The following is an 18,453-nucleotide window of genomic DNA, read 5'->3' as shown; positions in this document are numbered from 1 at the left end:
GTGACGTTGCCGCACAGAGTTGTTGTTTACTTGAGAGAATACATGTTTAAATACCTTTTTCGAGGCTTACTTACTGCTTTCTTTACTTGGGCATTACTTTATCCATTTATAAATACAGACCATGTTGTTGAAGGCGTAGAACAATCAGACAGCACAAAAAAAGGAACACAACGTGTACAAAAAAAAGAGAAACCTTTACATAATGTAAAGCTGCCTGACTTTTCGAGCTTTACAGATGTAAAAGAAAAAAAGCATGCTTTTTTTGATTTTATTCGTCCGCACATTGAAGCTGAAAATAAAAAGATTTTACAGCAACGTGCAACGTTAGAAATTGCCCGCATGATGCTTGAGTTTAATGAGCCTTTATCTAACAAGCAAAAACAAGATATTAAAAAAATCTTAGCCAGCTACAAGTTACCTAGCTCACTGGATGTTTTATCACTTACGCAAGCATTACGGCGTGTTGATATCATACCCAAAGAACTTGCACTTATGCAGGCTGCAAATGAGTCAGCTTGGGGAACATCTCGCTTTGCAAGAATTGGCTTAAACTTTTTTGGCCAGTGGTGCTACAAAAAGGGCTGTGGCATGGTTCCTCGACGCCGTGCAAATGAAGCCGCACACGAAGTTACTGCATTTAAGTCTGTGCGTGCAGCAGTCAGTTCTTATTTTAAAAATATTAATACCCACGCAGCGTATTCAGATTTGCGCTCAATTCGCGAAGACTTACGACGTCAGCAAAAACCTATTGAAGCGACGAAGCTAACACACGGGTTGATGTCATACTCTGAGCGTGGTGAAGCGTACATAGAAGAATTAAACACAATGATTAATCAAAACAGAGCATACTTTGATGAATAAAACGGTTTCATGGTTGAAAGTAATTGGTGCTGTTGCGGCTTTGAGCTTTTCAAGTTTTAAGGTCGCGGCGAGTGAGTTTGTTGTAGCCTACGATGGTTTTTATGACCGCTTAAAAGTGGTTAATAAAGGTGAGTTTCAATATGCACAAGTGAATTTCTATTTAACTGATATTGCGACTAACGAAGTATGTACCATTAAATCAGGAAAAATCATTACAGAGCACCAAGAGTTTGATCTAACTTATACTGATCAAGCGCAGCTTTTACTGCCTTTTGATAAACAGTTAGATACTGACAAAGCTGTGATTGTGGTACAGCCTATGAATCCTAAACATGATTGTCAGCTTAAGTTACAGATTGAGGCAACACAACTGGATGAGTTCGCATTAACAAAAGCGAATCTATTTGCTCTTGACCAAGAATTTGATGAACTACTCTCCGACCTTTCAGGGTTTTTTGTGAGCAAACTAATGTGGTTCCTGTTACCTGAACAAAAAGGCGTTGTGTTGAAGTTTGATAGCACAGATGCAATGTCAGCAGCAGGAGTTAGCTGTAAAGAAAATCGCTGTTTTATTAATGTTACTGACGACTGGGAGGAGGATGAAACTCGTCTTAGTAATAATGGAGCGTTATTAAGTGCAACTCCTTGGATTGCGAAATAATATTTGCCAGCATAGTTAGCTTTTCAAAAAAAGGATCTTAACAGGTCCTTTTTTATTGATTTCAAATTACTCTTTAAGTATTTAATATGACAGATGTTGATAGTTAACACGCTCACATAAATACAATAAAGCGTGTTATATAAATTGATTTGATGAATAAGGAAGTTCGAATGTATATCAATGAGGCGTCAAAACTGACAGGGGCAACACAAAGAGCGATAAGACTTTATGAATCAGTTGGGCTACTGACTGTTTCTCGCCGAGGCAAGTATCGAGTTTATAGCCAAGAGAATATTCATCTAATCAAATTAATAAAAGAGGCTCAAACTCTAGGTGTTGCCTTGTCAGATATGGTTGCTTTAAAGGGAGAAAATGAGGATTTTGATTGGCAGGCAGTCAGCCATTACCTCATTCAAAAGCAAGCTCTAGTCGAAGAAAATATAAAGCAGCTTGAACTCCAAAGACAGCGTATTAAAAATTATCGAATTTCAATTGATAAGTGTATTCAAGAACTTGACTCTCACCCTTAGGTGAGAGTTTACACTGTATCCTTACTGTAAATGGATATGTAAGTGTATGAAAAGAATATTAGTAATTAATGCGAACCCAAAATCAATGAGCTTGTGTAAATCTTTAGCAGAGCAGTATGCCGCTGTTGCCATAAAAAAACACGATGTGAAACAAGTTCATATTGGTGACTTGAATTTCGCAATAAATTTAGCAGAAGGCTACGATGAAGTAATTGAGTTAGAGCCTTGTTTAGCCGATCTGCAAAAGAAAATCCTTTGGGCCGAACATATTGTGATAGTTAGCCCTGTTTGGTGGGGAACAATGCCTGCTAAGTTTAAAGGGGCGATTGATAGAGTTTTTTTACCAGGGTTTTCGTTTAAATATGTTGAGGGTAAATCTATACCGCAAAAGTTATTAAAAGGGCGTACATCCGAGTTGCTAGTAACGTTAGATACCCCTGTCTTTTGGTATAAATACATTCAAGGAAATGTTATCTATAAGAACTTTAAACATTGTATTTTAGACTTTTCAGGGATTAAAAATAAAGTCACCACATACTTTGGGCCCGTTATAAACTCTAGTAGTGATAAAAGAAAAGCGTGGCTTAACAAAGCAGCTCAATTAGGAGCGAAAGTTAATTAGACTATTTGTGTTCTAAAATTAAAAAGGAGAGCGAATGACTCTCCTTTTTAGCATATTGAATAGAGCTGGTTAGCTTAAATTAATTGTTACTACGTTATTTTCCTGCTCTTGTTCAAGCGCAGGTTGTTTCGGGATATCAGGCTTATCTAGAGCGATATCACCGCCATCAATTACGTCACCACCGGTTTGAAGGTCTTTAAAGTTAAATAAGGCATTGTCAGCTAAGTGTGACGGTACAACGTTTTGCATTGCTGTAAAAATACTTTCAATGCGGCCTGGGTGTTGTTTATTCCACTCTGCAAGCATTGCTTTAGTGTGCTTACGCTGTAAATTTTCTTGTGAACCACACAGGTTACAAGGAATGATAGGAAACGCCATACGGTCTGCATATTTTTCAATATCAGTTTCTTTACAATAAGCAAGTGGGCGAATAACCATGTGCTCGCCATTATCACTCATTAATTTAGCAGGCATGCTCTTTAATTTACCGCCATAGAACATGTTTAAGAAAAGCGTTTCAATCATGTCATCACGATGATGACCTAAGGCTATTTTGGTTGCCCCCATTTCTTTTGCTGTGCGATATAAAATACCACGACGAAGGCGCGAGCAAAGCGAGCAGGTTGTTTTACCTTCAGGAATAATATCGGTGACAATACTGTAGGTGTCTTCTTCTACTATTTTGTATTCAATACCAAGCTTGTCTAGGTATTCGGGTAACACATGCTCAGGAAAACCTGGTTGCTTCTGATCAAGATTGACTGCAAATAAGTCAAACTTAATTGGCGCAACGCGTTGCAAATGTTGCAGAGTATCCAATAGGGTGTAGCTGTCTTTACCACCTGATAAACACACCATGATACGATCGCCTTCTTCGATCATATTAAAGTCCATCACGGCTTGGCCGGTTAATCGACGTAAGCGTTTTTGTAACTTATTAAAGTTATATTGCGCTTTAGCTTCTACTGAGTGAGACACTACGCCCCCTTAAAAATACATGGGTAAAATAAAGGGGAGTATTATATTGGAAGCGCGGAGAAACAACAATTGTTAGTTACCCTTTGCACGGTTAATTATTTTGCAAGGGGACTGATGTAGCCATCAGGTTTCAATGCTAATACATCGCAATCAAGACTATCAATTACATGCTCGGCTGTGTTACCAACCAGTGCGGCGCTCAAACCTGTGCGTCCTACCGTACCAATAACCACTAATTCGCTGTTGAGCTTAGCGGCAACATCAGGAATAACATCTTCAGGTAAACCTTCTTCAATATGACAGTGTTCTTCACTAATTGAAAAGCTCTTTGCAAGCGCTAAGGTTGATTCGAAATGATGTTTTTTTACTGATTCGTTATAAACGCCTGGGTTGAACTCGGGGATTTCAATCGCAATGTTTACCGGCGTTGCTGGGTAAGCATTAACAAGATTAAGCTGCGCATTTGCGAGTTCACAAATAAAGCGGGCGTCATTGATGATACGTTTATTTAGCTCTAGATGTTGTTCATTTTCAGTTACGGCATTAACGGCAGCTAAAATATTGCCCTGAGCCGGCCACTCTTTTTCTTTAACGAGTAATACAGGGGCAGGGCACTTACGAATAAGGTGCCAATCAGTGGGAGTGAAAATAACCGATTTTAGAGTGTCATGCTGATGTGTGCCTTTGACGACAAGATCAAATCCATCATTAATAACAGTATTAATAATCGCTTCGTAAGGGCGATTATGCCAAACAACACACGACTCTATGCTAAGTTCAGGGTAGAGTGCAATTTGCTCATCTAACCAGACTTGCCTATCTTTGATAACAGCTTCGCGCATGGCTTCTCGCTCATCACTGGAAAGCATAGTGGTCATTTCATAAGAAAAATCATAGATACTGAGGAATGCGGTGATGGTGGCGCCAGATTTTTTCGCCAAATCAATTGAACGGCTTAAGCCATGTTGGTGTTCTTTAGTTGGGTCTATAACTGCTAGGATTCGTTTAATTGCGTCCATGTGCTGCTCCTTAACTGTTCCGCAAAAAGTATAGGTTGAGTGTAACCTATATTCAGAACAGTTAAAGGGGCAAGCCAGATAAAGTTGCGCTAAATCAAACTCTATTTACATTTGATAGCAGCAGTTGTTGCCAGCGCTTGTTGATCTAAAATCGTAATAAACTTACCTTCAACCTTGATAAGCCCCGCTTTTTGGAAGCGACTTAGTAGACGACTAATCGTTTCAACGGTTAAACCCAGATAGTTGCCGATTTCTCCGCGTGTCATGGTTAAACGAAACTCTTTGCGTGAAAAGCCGCGTTCGCCAAAACGCTCAGCGAGATTAAAAATAAAGCTGGCTAAACGTTCTTCAGCAGATTTTTTATTGAGTAGTAGCAGCATTTCTTGGTCATAGTTAATTTCGTTACTCATCAAACGCATAATTTGCTGACGTAGCTTAGGGAGCTTACCTGCTAACTCGTCAAGGGTATCAAATGGAATTTCACATACCATAGAGGTTTCAAGTGCTTGTGAGAAGCTTTGATGTGCCATTTTATTTATAGCATCAAAGCCAACAAGATCGCCCGCTAAGTGGAAACCCGTTATTTGTTCATCACCCTGCTCAGAGAGTGTATAAGATTTGAATGACCCTGAGCGTACTGCATAGATTGCATTAAGGCTTGCTCCAGACTCGAAAAGGTAATCGCCTTTGTGGAGTGGCTTTTTACGTTCAATAATTTCATCAAGTCGATCCATTTCCTGACCATTGAGTGAAAATGGCAAACATAGCTGACTGATACTGCAATTGTTGCAGCTAATCGTACATAAGCTTTTTGACTTGTTTTGAGAAAAGTCCATACATCCAATCCATTCAAATAAGTTAACAACACGAATACTAATGAACGAGTTTATCGGTTGCTATAATTAATAAGTATATACCGTACCATATTATTACACTTCCTAGAATAACCCTAGTCCAAACATGGTTTAAAAAAGTGTTTATTTTATGGCTAACAAGCCCAACACTGACCATTGCAGGGAAGGTACCTAGTGCAAAAAAGAGCATAACACCGGCGCCATGTGCTGCTGATGGGCTTGTTAATGCCCATGTTAACGCCGAATAAACCAAGCCACAAGGAAGCCAGCCCCATAATGCACCATATAATAATGCTTTTGGTAGGGAGTTAACCGGCAAAAGGTGGCGATTAAGTTTGACTAAATGCTGCCATATTAGAGTTTTTCCAAGTTTCTCAAGCCATTGTAAAGTGGCAGCTAAACGCATAATGTAAATTCCAACGAGTAGCATGAATAGGCCGCTGAGGAAGGATAATACAATGGCTAACTGAGAATTTTGTGCGGCAAATTTGCTACTGATCCCAGCGACTAGTGCGCCAGCAAGCATATAACTTAGCGCTCTGCCAAGATTGTAAGCAACAGAATAACTGACAGCTTGTTGTTTTTTTGCAGCAAGCTGTAAACTGCTTGCTATACCACCGCACATAGCAAGACAATGCCCACTCCCGAGCAAACCCATAACAAAGGCGCTGATAAATAGGGGGTCAATCATTACTTTTATTATGTTGCTCTTTGTCGTCTTCAAATAAGATGCTGTGGCCTTGCTTATTTAAATCAGAAAATTGTTCGCTTTTTACAGCCCAAAAGAAAACGCCAATTGCAATAATTACAAATAATATAGCAATAGGGATTAGCATATAGATAATACTCATAGTTTTAATAACCTTAATGAGTTAGTAATAACCAGAATGGAGCTTGCAGACATACCAATTACAGCCATCCAAGGTGCAACGAGGCCAAGAGCAGCCAGTGGTAAAATCGAACCATTATAAATGAGTGACAACGCCAAGTTTTGCTTCACAATTCGACGCGTTTTTTTCGATACAGTGAGCAAGTGTTCAATTGCATTTAAGTCACTGTTGAGTAATACCACATCTGCACTATTTTTGGAAATATCAGCCCCTGTTTCCATGGCAATAGATAAATGCGCGCTGGCAAATACAGGGCTGTCATTGACACCATCACCCACCATAGCAACAATGGCACCTTTACCTGCAAGTGCTTCAACATGAGTTTGTTTATCACGAGGGCTACATGCTGCATGCACGGTATCTAGATTTAGCTGCTTTGCGAGTCGCTCACCACTGTTTGACGCATCGCCCGTTAACATATGGCATTTGAGCTGCTGTGAATGAAGTTTAGTAATCAATTTTTCTGCGTTATCACGTAAGCTGTCAGCCAAATAAAAACGAGCAATAACTTGTTTGTTGATATATAACGTTGCTTGTGCATCCGCTTTGTCAGTATCAAACCAACCACTTTTACCTATCGCAAGATGTTGATCATTAAGCTCAGCTGTAATGCCTTTACCAGGCTCGATGGTAACATTTTCGATTTGATTCACAGTGTCGTTATAACCAGCGAATGCATTGGCAATCGGGTGCTCAGAGAAGCTCTCAAGTTGAGCGGCTAAGCGTAATACATCTGCTTCACTATAACTACTGTTTACCATTTCAACTCGCTCTATGGTAAACCGACCTTGCGTTAAGGTGCCTGTTTTATCAAAGGCGATATCTGTTAATTGTGGTAGCGTTTCTAACACATGGGCTTGTTTAATTAAGATACCGCGTTTAGTGAGACTGGCAACCGCACAAGTTAGCGCAGTTGGAATCGCTAAACTCAGCGCACAAGGGCAGGTTGCGACAAGCACAGAAATAGTAATCCAAAAGGCATGTTCAGGGTCTATTTGATACCAACCAATTGCTGTTATTGAGGCAAACAGTAATAAACAAGCAACAAACCACTGTGCCACTTTATCAGTGATTTCAACTAATCTTGGGCGCTTGGTTAGTGCTGTGTGTTGCAGTCTAATAATTTGATTAAGCAGTGTGTTTTGACCAATTTTGTTAATTTCAATACTGATTACACCATCATGGTTAATGGTGCCAGCGAAAACTTGATGGCTTACAAATTTATTAACAGGTTGATGCTCGCCTGTCATCATGGCTTCATCAACAGTTGTTTTACCTTTGATTACGACACCATCGGCAGGGATGGTTTCACCGGCTTTAATTAAAACAATATCACCTAGTTTTAGCTTTTTAGCGGCAATAATCGATTCTTGATTGTTTTTATCAATAATACGGGCGGTAAGAGGCAGTAATTTTTGTAGATTAGCAGTGAACTCACTGGCTTTTAAACGGGCTCTAAATTCTAAATATTTACCTAATAATAATAAGAAGGTAAACATACAGATAGATTCAAAATAAACTTCGCCAACAGACATTAAAGTGGCATAACAGCTTGCCCCGTAAGCACCAAAAATAGCTAAAGATACGGGTAAGTCCATGTTCAACTGTTTGGCTTTTAACCCATTAATGGCATTGGTTAAAAATGGTAGGGCACTGTATAGGATAACGGGTGATGCAAGTACTAAGCTTATCCATCGAAAGTATTGTTCAAAGTCTTCTTCCATGCCCGAGAACATGCCAAAATACATGGCAAAAGCGAACATCATAACCTGCATGGTCATTAGGCCCGCCACACCTAAACGGCGGATGTACGCTTTTGCGGCTTGTTGTTTTTGACTGGCTTCCAAGTCAGCCTGAAACGGATATGCTTTATAGCCGATTTCGTGTAACGAGGTGATAATTTGGCTAAGTGGGGTAACCGATTTATCCCACTGGATCATGGCACGATTAGTTGATGTATTTACATCCACGCGCTTAATTGCTTTTAAATTAAGTAACTGTTTTTCAATTAACCAAGCACATGCCGCACACGTTATACCTTCAACGGTGAGAAGCACCTCAGATAAGTCGTTGGAGGCTGAAATAAATTCGTCTTGAATATCTTCGTTATCGTAGCTTTTAATTAATTCCAGTTGCTCTGGTACAAGTTGTTCTACCTTGCCAGAGCGCACTGTTCTGAATTTATAGTAATCGGTCATGCCTTGGGCGACGATATTCTCAGCAACCGTTTGGCAGCCAATACAACACATAGGTTGTGCCTTACCATCTATTTCGACAGTCGCATTAAAGCCTTTTGGCACACTTTCAAGACAATGAAAGCAATTATCAGACATCAGAGTTTACTACTTATATTCAGGGCTAATCGAAATTGTTTTTTCAGTTGGTAGAATAATATCTTCTTTTAGTTTCCAACTACCATCAATAGGTTCAATAAACACTGTGTAAGCACCATTTACATGCGCATCTAATAGGGCGGTGAAATCGCCATGGGCGTTTTTCATCAGGCTAACATCAAAATCGTTTGCTTTAATGGTGCGGTGGTAAAATGACATTTTTAAAGAATGTACATTACTCGCATCACCTTTAGTGAAAACAAACGTGACTTTGTCGTCGGTCACATTTAAGTCACCATGCAAATAGAGCGCCTTTGCTTTGTTAAATTTACTGAGTTCAAGGTTGATAGCTTTGCCTTTTTTATAATAGTCATCGACAACCATGTCGGGCCCGTTGCCAATAGCCATGTAAATAAGACCAGCACAACCAATGATAGCGGCAAGTGGAAAAGAGATTAAAAACCAAGGCCAAAAATTTTTATACCAAGGAGTGGGGTTCATAGTACTTACTACCTTTAAAAACGTTGTACGCATTTTATCGGATCTAAAAGCAAAAGACTAAAAAAAAGCCTCCAGATGGAGGCTTTTTTGATCTTAATTAATCTATTGAATTAAAAGATTAATTGAATATACATTTTATTAACCGCGTGGTTATTTTTCTTGTGACAAGCTGTAAACGTACGCTGTTAACAGGTGTACTTTATCTTCACCTAAAATGTCTTTCCATGCTGGCATAACACCTGCACGGCCATTGATAAGTGTTTCTTCAACGGCACGTTTAGAACCACCATATAACCAGATGTTATCTGTGAGGTTAGGTGCACCAAATGGTAAGTTATGAGCTACTGAACCTTTACCGTCAGCACCGTGACACGCAGCACACATTGCAAACTTAGCTGCACCTGCTTCAGCGTCTTTTTGGTTAACAGTACGGCCAGATAGGCTTAGTACGTGAGCTGTCATTTCTTTAATGCCTTGCTCACCTAATGCATCACCCCAAGGTGGCATCGCAGCAACACGACCATGAAGAAGTGTTTCTTTGATTTTATCTGGTGTGCCGCCATACAACCAATCGTTATCCGTTAGGTTAGGGAAGCCTTGACCACCACGTGCATCTGAACCATGACATTGCGCACAGTTTTGAGAGAATAAACGTTGACCAATTTCAAGCGCTTTTTCATCTTTAACCAGTGTCTCAATATCTTGTTTAGCAAATGCTTCAAAGATAGGGCCGAAACGCTCATCAGCTGCGATAAACTCTTGGTCTAATTGAACGTTTTCACCATTAGCTAATGCTTGCTCAGTTGCCTTTTTAGACTCTTCTAAAGAGGTGATACCTTGGTTAGAACTTGTCCACTTACCTAAACCTTCCCAGTTACCTAAACCTGGGTAAGCTGCAAGGTAGTATACAGACCAAATAAATGTCGCGAAGAACATGTAAGTCCACCACTTTGGTAGTGGATTGTTTAGCTCTTCAATGCCATCAAACTCGTGACCACAGCTCTCACCTTCTTTAACACCTGTGTAGTTTTTTAAGTTCCACAGAAGTAGGCCGAAGATGATAGCAAGACACGCAAGGGTTAAAACGATAACCCATATACTCCAAAAGCTAGTCATTTCTCAGACTCCTTTTCCTCGTTAGAGATTGTGTTGTTGTGTTTTTTTTCATCTTCAAATATGGCATTGGCAGCGTCATCAAAACGACTTTTGCTACGCTTGCTGTATGCCCATACAACAATCACAATAAACAGTACTAAAATTACCAGAGTCAAAATGCCTCTGTATGTTCCGTAATCCATAATAATTACTTCAAGTGTGTGCCAAGCTGTTGTAAGTAAGCGATTAGAGCTTGCATTTCAGTTGCGCCTTCACCATTGTTCATGGCTTCAATTTTCGCAATGTCAGCTTGTAGCTCTTCGTCGCTTCCATAACCTTTACCGTCGTAACGGCTACTCGCTTTGTCGATCCCGAAACTATCACGGAATATTTGAAGCTTTTTAAGAGTATGGGTCGTATCGACTCTGTTTTCGTCTAACCAAGGAAACGCTGGCATATTTGACTCTGGAACCACAGCACGTGGGTCCATTAAGTGAGCATGATGCCAATCGTCTGAATAACGTTCACCAACACGAGCTAGGTCCGGACCAGTACGCTTAGAACCCCATTGGAATGGGTGATCCCATACTGATTCACCAGCTACAGAGTAGTGACCGTAACGCTCAACTTCGTCACGGAATGGACGAATCATTTGTGAGTGACAGTTGTAACAACCCTCACGTACATAAATGTCGCGACCTTCCATTTCTAAAGCTGTAAGAGGGCGTAGGCCATCAACAGGTTTAGTTGTATCGTCTTGGAACATTAGTGGAGTAATTTCAACAAGTGCACCAAAGCTGATTGCGAAGACAGTCAAGATAGCCATTAGGCCAACATTTTTTTCGACTATTTCGTGTTTGTTTTGTGAATTATTATTGCTCATCGTTCTACTCCGTTATGCCAATTGTGCGTCAGCGTCTAATTGCAGCGAGTCTTTTTTCGCAGCAACAGTACGATAAACGTTGTAAGCCATAATTAGCATACCTGTTACGATGAATACACCGCCTAGGAAACGCATGATATAGAACGGGTATGAAGCTTCTAAAGATTGTACGAAGCTGTACATTAACGTACCGTCTGAGTTTACTGCACGCCACATTAGACCTTGCATAACACCTGAGATCCACATTGCTACGATGTATAGAACAACACCCACAGTGTGTAACCAGAAGTGCGTGTTAACTAATTTAACACTGTACATACGGCCTTGTGAGAATAGTGCAGGGATTAGGTGATAGATAGCACCGATAGAAATCATTGCAACCCAACCTAGTGCACCTGAGTGTACGTGACCTACAGTCCAGTCAGTGTAGTGAGAAAGCGCGTTAACTGACTTGATAGCCATCATCGGGCCTTCAAACGTAGACATACCGTAGAAAGAAAGAGAAACAACTAAGAAACGTAATACTGGGTCAGTACGTAGCTTATGCCAAGCACCTGATAACGTCATGATACCGTTGATCATACCACCCCAAGATGGAACGAATAGGATCACTGACATAACCATACCTAAGCTTTGTGTCCAGTCAGGTAGAGCCGTGTAATGAAGGTGGTGAGGACCAGCCCAAATATATAAAGAGATAAGTGCCCAGAAGTGAACGACCGATAGGCGGTATGAGTAAACAGGGCGGCCTGCTTGTTTTGGTACGAAGTAGTACATCATACCTAGGAAACCTGCAGTTAATAAGAAACCAACAGCGTTATGACCGTACCACCACTGAACCATCGCATCTACAGCACCTGCGTAGATAGAGTAAGATTTAGTGAGTGAAACTGGAATTGCCATGCTGTTTACAATGTGTAATACAGCGACAGTAATAATGAAACCAGCGTAGAACCAGTTCGCAACATAAATGTGCGACACTTTGCGTTTGATTAGCGTACCAAAGAATACAACCGCATAGGTAACCCAAACAACCGCGATAAGAATATCGATTGGCCATTCTAGTTCTGCGTATTCTTTTGAGCTTGTGATACCTAGAGGTAAGGTAATCGCTGCTAGTACGATAACAAGTTGCCATCCCCAGAAGGTAAAGGCTGCTAGTTTATCTGAGAAAAGTCGCGTTTGACACGTACGTTGTACGACGTAATAAGACGTCGCAAAAAGTGCACTCGTACCAAATGCGAAAATTACTGCGTTCGTATGTAACGGACGTAGTCGAGAGTATGTTAACCATGGTGTATCAAAGTTAAGTGCTGGCCAAGCTAATTGGGCAGCAATCAGAACCCCAACACTCATGCCAACGATGCCCCAAATCACTGTCATAATAGCGAATTGGCGTACAACCTTATAGTTGTACTCAGTTTGTGATGCTACTGTTTGGCTCATTTTCTGGCTTCCGCTGCAATTAATGCGTTTAGAAATGAATTACCCACCTACTGTAAAATAAGCGGGCCCTACTATTACTTCACAAGCGTGTTACCTAAAGCTAGCCAAAGACGTTAACTTCAGAAAACAAACTCGAGAAACCCTTATTTTTGCGATGGAAATGATAAAATTTTTGACCTTAAAAAGATAGGTCAATTGCATAAAATTATGACATCAATCAAATTTTAACGTTTTGTTGGTTATTTTTTGTCAGCCATTGTGTTTTTTTAAGTCATTCAATTTAACATAGTTGTTTTTTATAGCGCGGCTGACTAGTATCCGTTTTATTTTTACAGGCAAATAAAAATGAAAAACATCCTACTTCTTCTAACCTTGTGCCTTTTAGTCACTGCTTGTGATAGGGAAAGTATAGAAGAGCCAAGTGTATCTGCAACCTGTAAAAATAATGAGCATTGCTTATTTGCTAATAAAACTGAAGTTTGGCTTTCAGCACCCAACATTACTCCTGAAACCCCATTTACAATTAATTTAAAGCTTCCTGATGGGGCAAGCATCAGTTCAGCGAAACTTGAAGGGGTGACTATGTATATGGGTTACATACCTTTGCAATTTAAAAAGGGCACCAATTACTGGTATGCAGATACCATGGTTGGTTTATGCTCAGAAAAAGTAATGACTTGGAAAATGACTGTATCTTATATAGATACGGATGATCAAACACACAGTCTATTTTATTACTTTGACTCTCGTTATTAATAAGAACTCCTTTAAAAGCAAGTGTTTAGAAGTTTATTTCCACTATCTATAGCCGCACTTAAAAGTTTCATCAGTTTTTTCAACAAAAAACGTTAAAAGTTGGAACTTATTACAATATTCATCCCCTAATAATGCATTAGTAAGCTAACTTTATCTATTTAGTTAGTTTTTGTGAATAACTATGGTTAGCAGATTTATTGACCTATTACGGTTTTTATAATGATGTGTGATCAACTTGTAAAAATTTCATAGATAGGAATATTTGCTGAGCAATTACATTTGATTACAAAGTGAATACAATTAGTTTCATTGGTATTTTTTTTGTGTCTCACCTTTTTTATCTACATGTAATACAAGTGTTTTTTATTATTAACATTGACACATCGTGAAACTTTATTACCTGTAAGGGGTACTGAAAATTTAGGTTGTATTTTATTTAATCTATCATTCAGTTTTCATTCAGTTAAACCCGCCTAAGTTGCCTCCCGCTGACTCGTGATTCTAATAATAACGAGCGCTACCTAACTAAAGGTAAATTTCCAACAAGTAGGGTTTTCACATGAAAAAATCAATTCTTGGTTTAGCTGTTGTTTCAGCTATCCCAATGTTCTCAAGCATGCAAGCTTTAGCTGCTGATGACGCAGCTGAGTCAATCGAAAAGATTCAAGTTACTGGTTCACGCATCAAGCGTTCTGATATGGAAAACGCTAGCCCAGTAACAATTATTGGCGCTGATGACATCAAAGCTATGGGTGCAACAAGCATCGATAGCGTATTACAAAAAATGACTGCCACTGGCGGCGCGATGACTAACCCTGGTATCAATAATGGTTCAGGCGGTAACGCACGTATCGATTTACGTGGTTTAGGTTCTAGTCGTACATTAGTACTTGTAAACGGTCGTCGTATGATCGCTTCTGGTACAGGCGCAGCATCGACTGTTGACTTAAATACTATCCCAGTTTCAATGATCCGTTCTGTTGAAGTACTTAAAGATGGCGCATCAGCTGTATACGGTACTGACGCAGTAGCAGGTGTTGTAAATATTATCCTTAAAGATGATTTCGAAGGCCTAGACATGAACGCAAACACTGCGATCACTGGCGAAGGCGATGCTACAGAAAACTCAATTGACTTCACTGTAGGTACATCTTTTGACAAAGGTAATATCGTAATCGGTATGCAGTACACTGACCGTGGTAAAGCTTCTCAAGCAGACCGCGACTTCTCTGAGTGTCCTCTGGCTGAAGGTAGCAATGGCCTATACTGTACTGGTTCTTCATACAATGAAGGCGGTCACATTTGGAATGGTAATGGCGAGAAAGGCCTAACTGTTAACGCTAAAGGTGAAGATACGCCAGTATCTCTTATCAACGACAGCGGTGTAACAGGTCGTGGTGGTGATTATCACCGCTATGGCAATGCTGATGCATACAACTACTCACCAGCTAGCTACCTTTACACGCCAATGGAGCGTTTAAACCTTACTGGTATCGCGACATACGAATTATCTGACGATACGTCGTTATTCACTGAATTCACATACACTAAGCGTTGGTCAGAGCAACAAATGGCTCCACAACCAGTATGGTTCGATTTCGAATACACTGAAAACATGGGTAACGCACTTCTTAGCCAAAGCTATGATGAGCGTGTTGACCTTGATGGTGACGGCTACCTAGATAAAAATGCTGATGGCAGCTACGTGACTCAAGAAAGAAACTACCAATATGGTGATAAGATTTCTTACGGTCGTCGTATGTCTGACACAGGTGCTCGTTACTTCGAACAATCTGTTGATACTGTACGTGCTGTTGTTGGTGCACAAGGTTTCATCGGTGATTACTCTTGGGACGTTTCAGCTAACTTCGGTCGTAACGACTCAGTAGATAAGCTAAGCAACCTTCACAACATGGGTGCTATCCAAGACCAAATTCTTGAAGGTACTTTCAACCCATTAGACCAATCTGCATGGGTATCTGATGACTTCCGTAAGAATGTTTACACAGAAGTAAACAACGGTGGTAGCCAGTTATTTATTCTAGCTGCATCTGTTTCAGGCGAAATGTTTGAAATGCCAGCTGGTTACGCTGCATTCGCTGCAGGTGTTGAACGTCGTCAAGAGAAAGCATGGTACACACCAGATTCTCTAACAGCACAAGGTTTGGCAAATGATCCTCCAGTTGAACCAACAGCAGGCGGCTTTGATGTAAATGAAGCATATGTTGAGTTTGCATTACCATTATTAGCAGATGCACCATTTGCACAAAACGTTGAACTAAGCGCTGCTATCCGTGCGTTTGATTACAGCACATTTGGTTCTGACGAAACGTGGAAACTAGGTTTAACATGGAAAGCAAACGATGAATTAATGCTACGTAGCGTTGTTTCAACAGCATTCCGTGCGCCGACAGTTGATGAGCTTTACTCAGGTAATTCACCATCTTTCGAGCAAATCACATTCCCTGGTGCTCAAGACCAAGCTGAAGTAACTGTAGGTGGTAACTCTCTACTTACTCCAGAAGAAGCTGACACGCTAACAGCTGGTATCGTATATGACCCAGAGTGGTTAGACGGTTTCAGCATGACACTTGATTACTACAAAATTGAAATCGAGAATGCAATTGCATCAGTAAACGAGCAATACATTGTTGACCAATGTTTAGCTACGTCAAACAACGCAAATACGACACTTTGTCAATCTGCTAACATCAGCATGGACAGCACAGGTCGTGTTAAATTCAACAACCAATTACAAAACATTGGTTCTGAAGAAACGTCTGGTTTTGACCTTAACTTAACATACAGCTTCGAAGCTGCAGGTCTTAACTGGAGAGCGGCACTTGATACAACATACCTAGACGAGTACGTTGTAACGGTTCTTGATGACACTGTTGATTACGCTGGCCTTATCACTTCTGGTTCAGGTGGTTATGCTGACCTTAAGTCTAACTTCACGTTATCAGCACGCGGCGAAAGCTGGGATGCAACATATAAAGCACGCTACATCGCTGGTATGGATAGCTACCTATGTATCGATGATTCAAGCTGTTTAGCGCCTACAACACCATCTGTTGTTTATCATGATATCAGCGGTTCATACATTGTATCTGACCGTGTGACGTTATCTGCAGGTGTTAACAACATGTTTGATAAAGAGCCACCTTACTACTCAGGTAACAATGACTCAAACACTGACCCGTACACATACGATGTACTAGGTCGTCGTTTCCACGCTGGTATTAACGTTAAGTTCTAATCTAGCTTGAAATGAATACTAAGGCCCAGTTTTTTACTGGGCCTTTTTTATTGTCTGAAAGTCTATCAACGCGTAAACTATAGAGGTATTTTTAACAAACGAGGTAATATTGCTTAAACAAGACGAAAACTTATCTTTTATTATTGAGCCTGAGCTTAACCCACGTTCAGAGCAGCGTCTCGACCTGTATTTCTCTATTCCCAATGAAATGAGTGTGAACCCGCAAACACTCAGTGAAGAATCCTATTTTAATAATCATTTTAAATCGCACTTAGCTTATAACGCTAACAACATTCACTTACCTTTAGTACGCAGTCGCTTTGTCAGTAAAAATAAAGGTGAGCAGCAAGATTATCGGCAAAACTTAAACCTCTATTGCTACCAAGTAAGGCTTGCACTGAATGCCGATGTTAAAGATACCTTGCAATATAAAGATGCAGAGTTATTTTACCCCGCAGCACAAGAGCTTTGTGAACAAACGCAAGGTCTTCTGAAAAAGTTAAGACGCTACACCCCAGATGATGAAAAGCTGTTACCGTTTTATAAAAATGCAGATAACTATTTAAGTTGGCATGTTGAACAGTCATTTTTGAAGTTACTAGACGAGGGGCCACGTAGCAGTGACTATGCAAAAGAGCGGGGCGATCTACTGCAATTTTGTAAAGCGGAAAATAGCTATAGAGAAGAGCAAGAATATAACTCACAATCCACTTTAGAAGATGCCAATCGTATTACTAATAAAATGCGGTTATTGCAGCGCTTAATTGAGCATGGCGTCATTTTAAGCCGACATACGCGTTACTTGAATAGTTACCTAAAGCGTATGGTTAAAGGCACAGTCACAGCAGTTATCATGGCTTTTGTGATGCTTGTTGTGCTTAATGCGCGTTCTAACTTCACTGAAGTGACGGCCACGCTGATTTTGATATTAGGAGTTATTTATGGCCTACGTGAGATATTTAAAGAAGACATCACACGGGTTATTTGGCGTGCTATTGTTAGAGGGCGTCCAAAGTGGCGTTTTCAGTTTAGGAATAGTATTACTAAGGATAAAATTGCCAGCCAGTATATTTGGCTTGAGTATACCTCTTTTAAGCGTATTCCTCTGAAGGTAAGGAAAATCTTTTCAAAACGTCGCCACCAAAATAAGCAGGCTGCACAGTGGTTACATTTTGCCAGTGAAACGCAAGTTAATGCGAAAAAGTTCTTACCTGGTTATGATAGCTTGCAGCAAACAATTAACTTTAGTTTAGCGCCGTTTGCTCGTTACTTAAAACGGGGTGAAGGTAAGCTTTATCATTTAGAAAGCAATAAAATATCAAAACAGTCGGTTGAGCGGCGATATCAATTAAATTTAGTGCTTGTGTTCAGTGAAAGTGGGCAAGAAACCTTGTATCAACGCTATAAAATTACGTTAAACCGCAGCAAAATAGTGAATATAGAACAAATTTACAGCCAAGTTGAAGAAAAGGAGTAGGGTAGCTTGAGCTACCCTACGAGGAAGTTATTTAGCGCCCAAACCTGTTTTGCTGTATAGCGAAACTTTGTCAGAAACGAGCGTTATTTCGATATTTTTATCTTTATTACCCCAAATGCAGTTCGTGTGTAGGGTTTTCTCCTCACATGAATCAGCAGAGCCTAAAATGGCTTCTACTTCTGTTTTATCCATACCGATTTTGATCTTTTCGTAATTTTCTAAACTTACTTTTGAACAGCCGGCTAATGCAAGCGCTGTTGCAGCAATTACCATATATTTTTTCATAGT

General features: G+C 40.1%; 19 protein-coding genes. 7 read left to right on the top strand and 12 right to left on the bottom strand.

Annotated elements, in window-relative coordinates; genetic code table 11:
- Positions 1–42: 42 nt before the first annotated feature.
- The 4 genes from PAARA_RS12130 (at position 43) to PAARA_RS12115 (ending at position 2,674) form a co-directional block, all read left to right on the top strand.
- Complete coding sequence (locus tag PAARA_RS12130) at positions 43–861, top strand: glucosaminidase domain-containing protein (RefSeq protein ID WP_062569280.1); 819 nt, start codon at positions 43–45, stop codon at positions 859–861.
- Complete coding sequence (locus tag PAARA_RS12125) at positions 854–1,522, top strand: DUF2987 domain-containing protein (protein WP_062569279.1); 669 nt, start codon at positions 854–856, stop codon at positions 1,520–1,522. The genes PAARA_RS12130 and PAARA_RS12125 overlap by 8 nt, the downstream gene beginning before the upstream one ends.
- Before the next feature lie 170 nt (positions 1,523–1,692).
- Entirely contained in the window at positions 1,693–2,052 is a 360-nt protein-coding gene (locus PAARA_RS12120; RefSeq protein WP_062569278.1) for a MerR family transcriptional regulator, read from the top strand.
- 46 nt (positions 2,053–2,098) lie between these two features.
- Entirely contained in the window at positions 2,099–2,674 is a 576-nt protein-coding gene (locus tag PAARA_RS12115; RefSeq protein ID WP_062569277.1) for an NAD(P)H-dependent oxidoreductase, read from the top strand.
- 69 nt (positions 2,675–2,743) lie between these two features.
- Here PAARA_RS12115 and ttcA read toward each other — a convergent pair whose 3' ends face one another.
- From ttcA to ccoN, 11 genes are all read right to left on the bottom strand, one after another.
- Complete coding sequence (gene ttcA / locus PAARA_RS12110) at positions 2,744–3,652, bottom strand: tRNA 2-thiocytidine(32) synthetase TtcA (RefSeq protein ID WP_062569276.1); 909 nt, start codon at positions 3,650–3,652, stop codon at positions 2,744–2,746.
- Positions 3,653–3,747: 95 nt separating this feature from the next.
- Complete coding sequence (gene uspE, locus PAARA_RS12105) at positions 3,748–4,671, bottom strand: universal stress protein UspE (RefSeq protein WP_062569275.1); 924 nt, start codon at positions 4,669–4,671, stop codon at positions 3,748–3,750.
- 101 nt (positions 4,672–4,772) lie between these two features.
- Positions 4,773–5,507 (bottom strand): FNR family transcription factor, encoded by a 735-nt coding sequence (locus tag PAARA_RS12100; RefSeq protein WP_062569274.1) that lies wholly within the window; start codon positions 5,505–5,507, stop codon positions 4,773–4,775.
- Between the two features lie 37 nt (positions 5,508–5,544).
- The gene (locus PAARA_RS12095) at positions 5,545–6,216 is read right to left on the bottom strand and encodes a sulfite exporter TauE/SafE family protein (RefSeq protein ID WP_062569273.1); all 672 of its coding nucleotides are present in this window, start codon (positions 6,214–6,216) and stop codon (positions 5,545–5,547) included.
- Positions 6,209–6,376: a cbb3-type cytochrome oxidase assembly protein CcoS gene (gene ccoS, locus PAARA_RS12090; RefSeq protein ID WP_036967866.1), complete on the bottom strand. Its 168-nt coding sequence runs from the start codon at positions 6,374–6,376 to the stop codon at positions 6,209–6,211. The genes PAARA_RS12095 and ccoS overlap by 8 nt, the downstream gene beginning before the upstream one ends.
- Positions 6,373–8,748, bottom strand: a complete 2,376-nt coding sequence (locus PAARA_RS12085) for a heavy metal translocating P-type ATPase (protein WP_062569272.1) — start codon at positions 8,746–8,748, stop codon at positions 6,373–6,375. The genes ccoS and PAARA_RS12085 overlap by 4 nt, the downstream gene beginning before the upstream one ends.
- 9 nt (positions 8,749–8,757) lie before the next feature.
- The gene (locus tag PAARA_RS12080) at positions 8,758–9,249 is read right to left on the bottom strand and encodes a FixH family protein (protein ID WP_062569271.1); all 492 of its coding nucleotides are present in this window, start codon (positions 9,247–9,249) and stop codon (positions 8,758–8,760) included.
- 150 nt (positions 9,250–9,399) lie between these two features.
- A complete protein-coding gene (gene ccoP / locus PAARA_RS12075; protein WP_062569270.1) occupies positions 9,400–10,365 on the bottom strand; it encodes a cytochrome-c oxidase, cbb3-type subunit III in 966 nt (321 codons plus the stop codon).
- Entirely contained in the window at positions 10,362–10,547 is a 186-nt protein-coding gene (locus tag PAARA_RS12070) for a cbb3-type cytochrome oxidase subunit 3 (RefSeq protein ID WP_062569269.1), read from the bottom strand. Before PAARA_RS12070 ends, ccoP begins: the two co-directional genes overlap by 4 nt.
- Before the next feature lie 5 nt (positions 10,548–10,552).
- Entirely contained in the window at positions 10,553–11,227 is a 675-nt protein-coding gene (gene ccoO / locus PAARA_RS12065; RefSeq protein WP_062569268.1) for a cytochrome-c oxidase, cbb3-type subunit II, read from the bottom strand.
- A gap of 12 nt (positions 11,228–11,239) precedes the next feature.
- Positions 11,240–12,673 (bottom strand): cytochrome-c oxidase, cbb3-type subunit I, encoded by a 1,434-nt coding sequence (ccoN, locus tag PAARA_RS12060; protein WP_062569267.1) that lies wholly within the window; start codon positions 12,671–12,673, stop codon positions 11,240–11,242.
- Between the two features lie 345 nt (positions 12,674–13,018).
- Between ccoN and PAARA_RS12055 the strand changes: the two genes are divergently transcribed.
- The 3 genes from PAARA_RS12055 (at position 13,019) to PAARA_RS12045 (ending at position 18,165) form a co-directional block, all read left to right on the top strand.
- Positions 13,019–13,429 (top strand): hypothetical protein, encoded by a 411-nt coding sequence (locus PAARA_RS12055; RefSeq protein WP_062569266.1) that lies wholly within the window; start codon positions 13,019–13,021, stop codon positions 13,427–13,429.
- A gap of 559 nt (positions 13,430–13,988) precedes the next feature.
- Positions 13,989–16,688, top strand: a complete 2,700-nt coding sequence (locus PAARA_RS12050; protein ID WP_062569265.1) for a TonB-dependent receptor — start codon at positions 13,989–13,991, stop codon at positions 16,686–16,688.
- 109 nt (positions 16,689–16,797) lie between these two features.
- A complete protein-coding gene (locus tag PAARA_RS12045; protein WP_062569264.1) occupies positions 16,798–18,165 on the top strand; it encodes a hypothetical protein in 1,368 nt (455 codons plus the stop codon).
- A gap of 27 nt (positions 18,166–18,192) precedes the next feature.
- Here PAARA_RS12045 and PAARA_RS12040 read toward each other — a convergent pair whose 3' ends face one another.
- Complete coding sequence (locus PAARA_RS12040; RefSeq protein ID WP_062569263.1) at positions 18,193–18,450, bottom strand: hypothetical protein; 258 nt, start codon at positions 18,448–18,450, stop codon at positions 18,193–18,195.
- Positions 18,451–18,453: the final 3 nt, after the last annotated feature.

This window comes from Pseudoalteromonas arabiensis (genome assembly GCF_001550155.1).
Lineage (GTDB): Bacteria > Pseudomonadota > Gammaproteobacteria > Enterobacterales > Alteromonadaceae > Pseudoalteromonas > Pseudoalteromonas arabiensis.
Note: the sequence above shows the minus strand (reverse complement) of the source record. Positions and strands in the feature narration are given on the sequence as shown.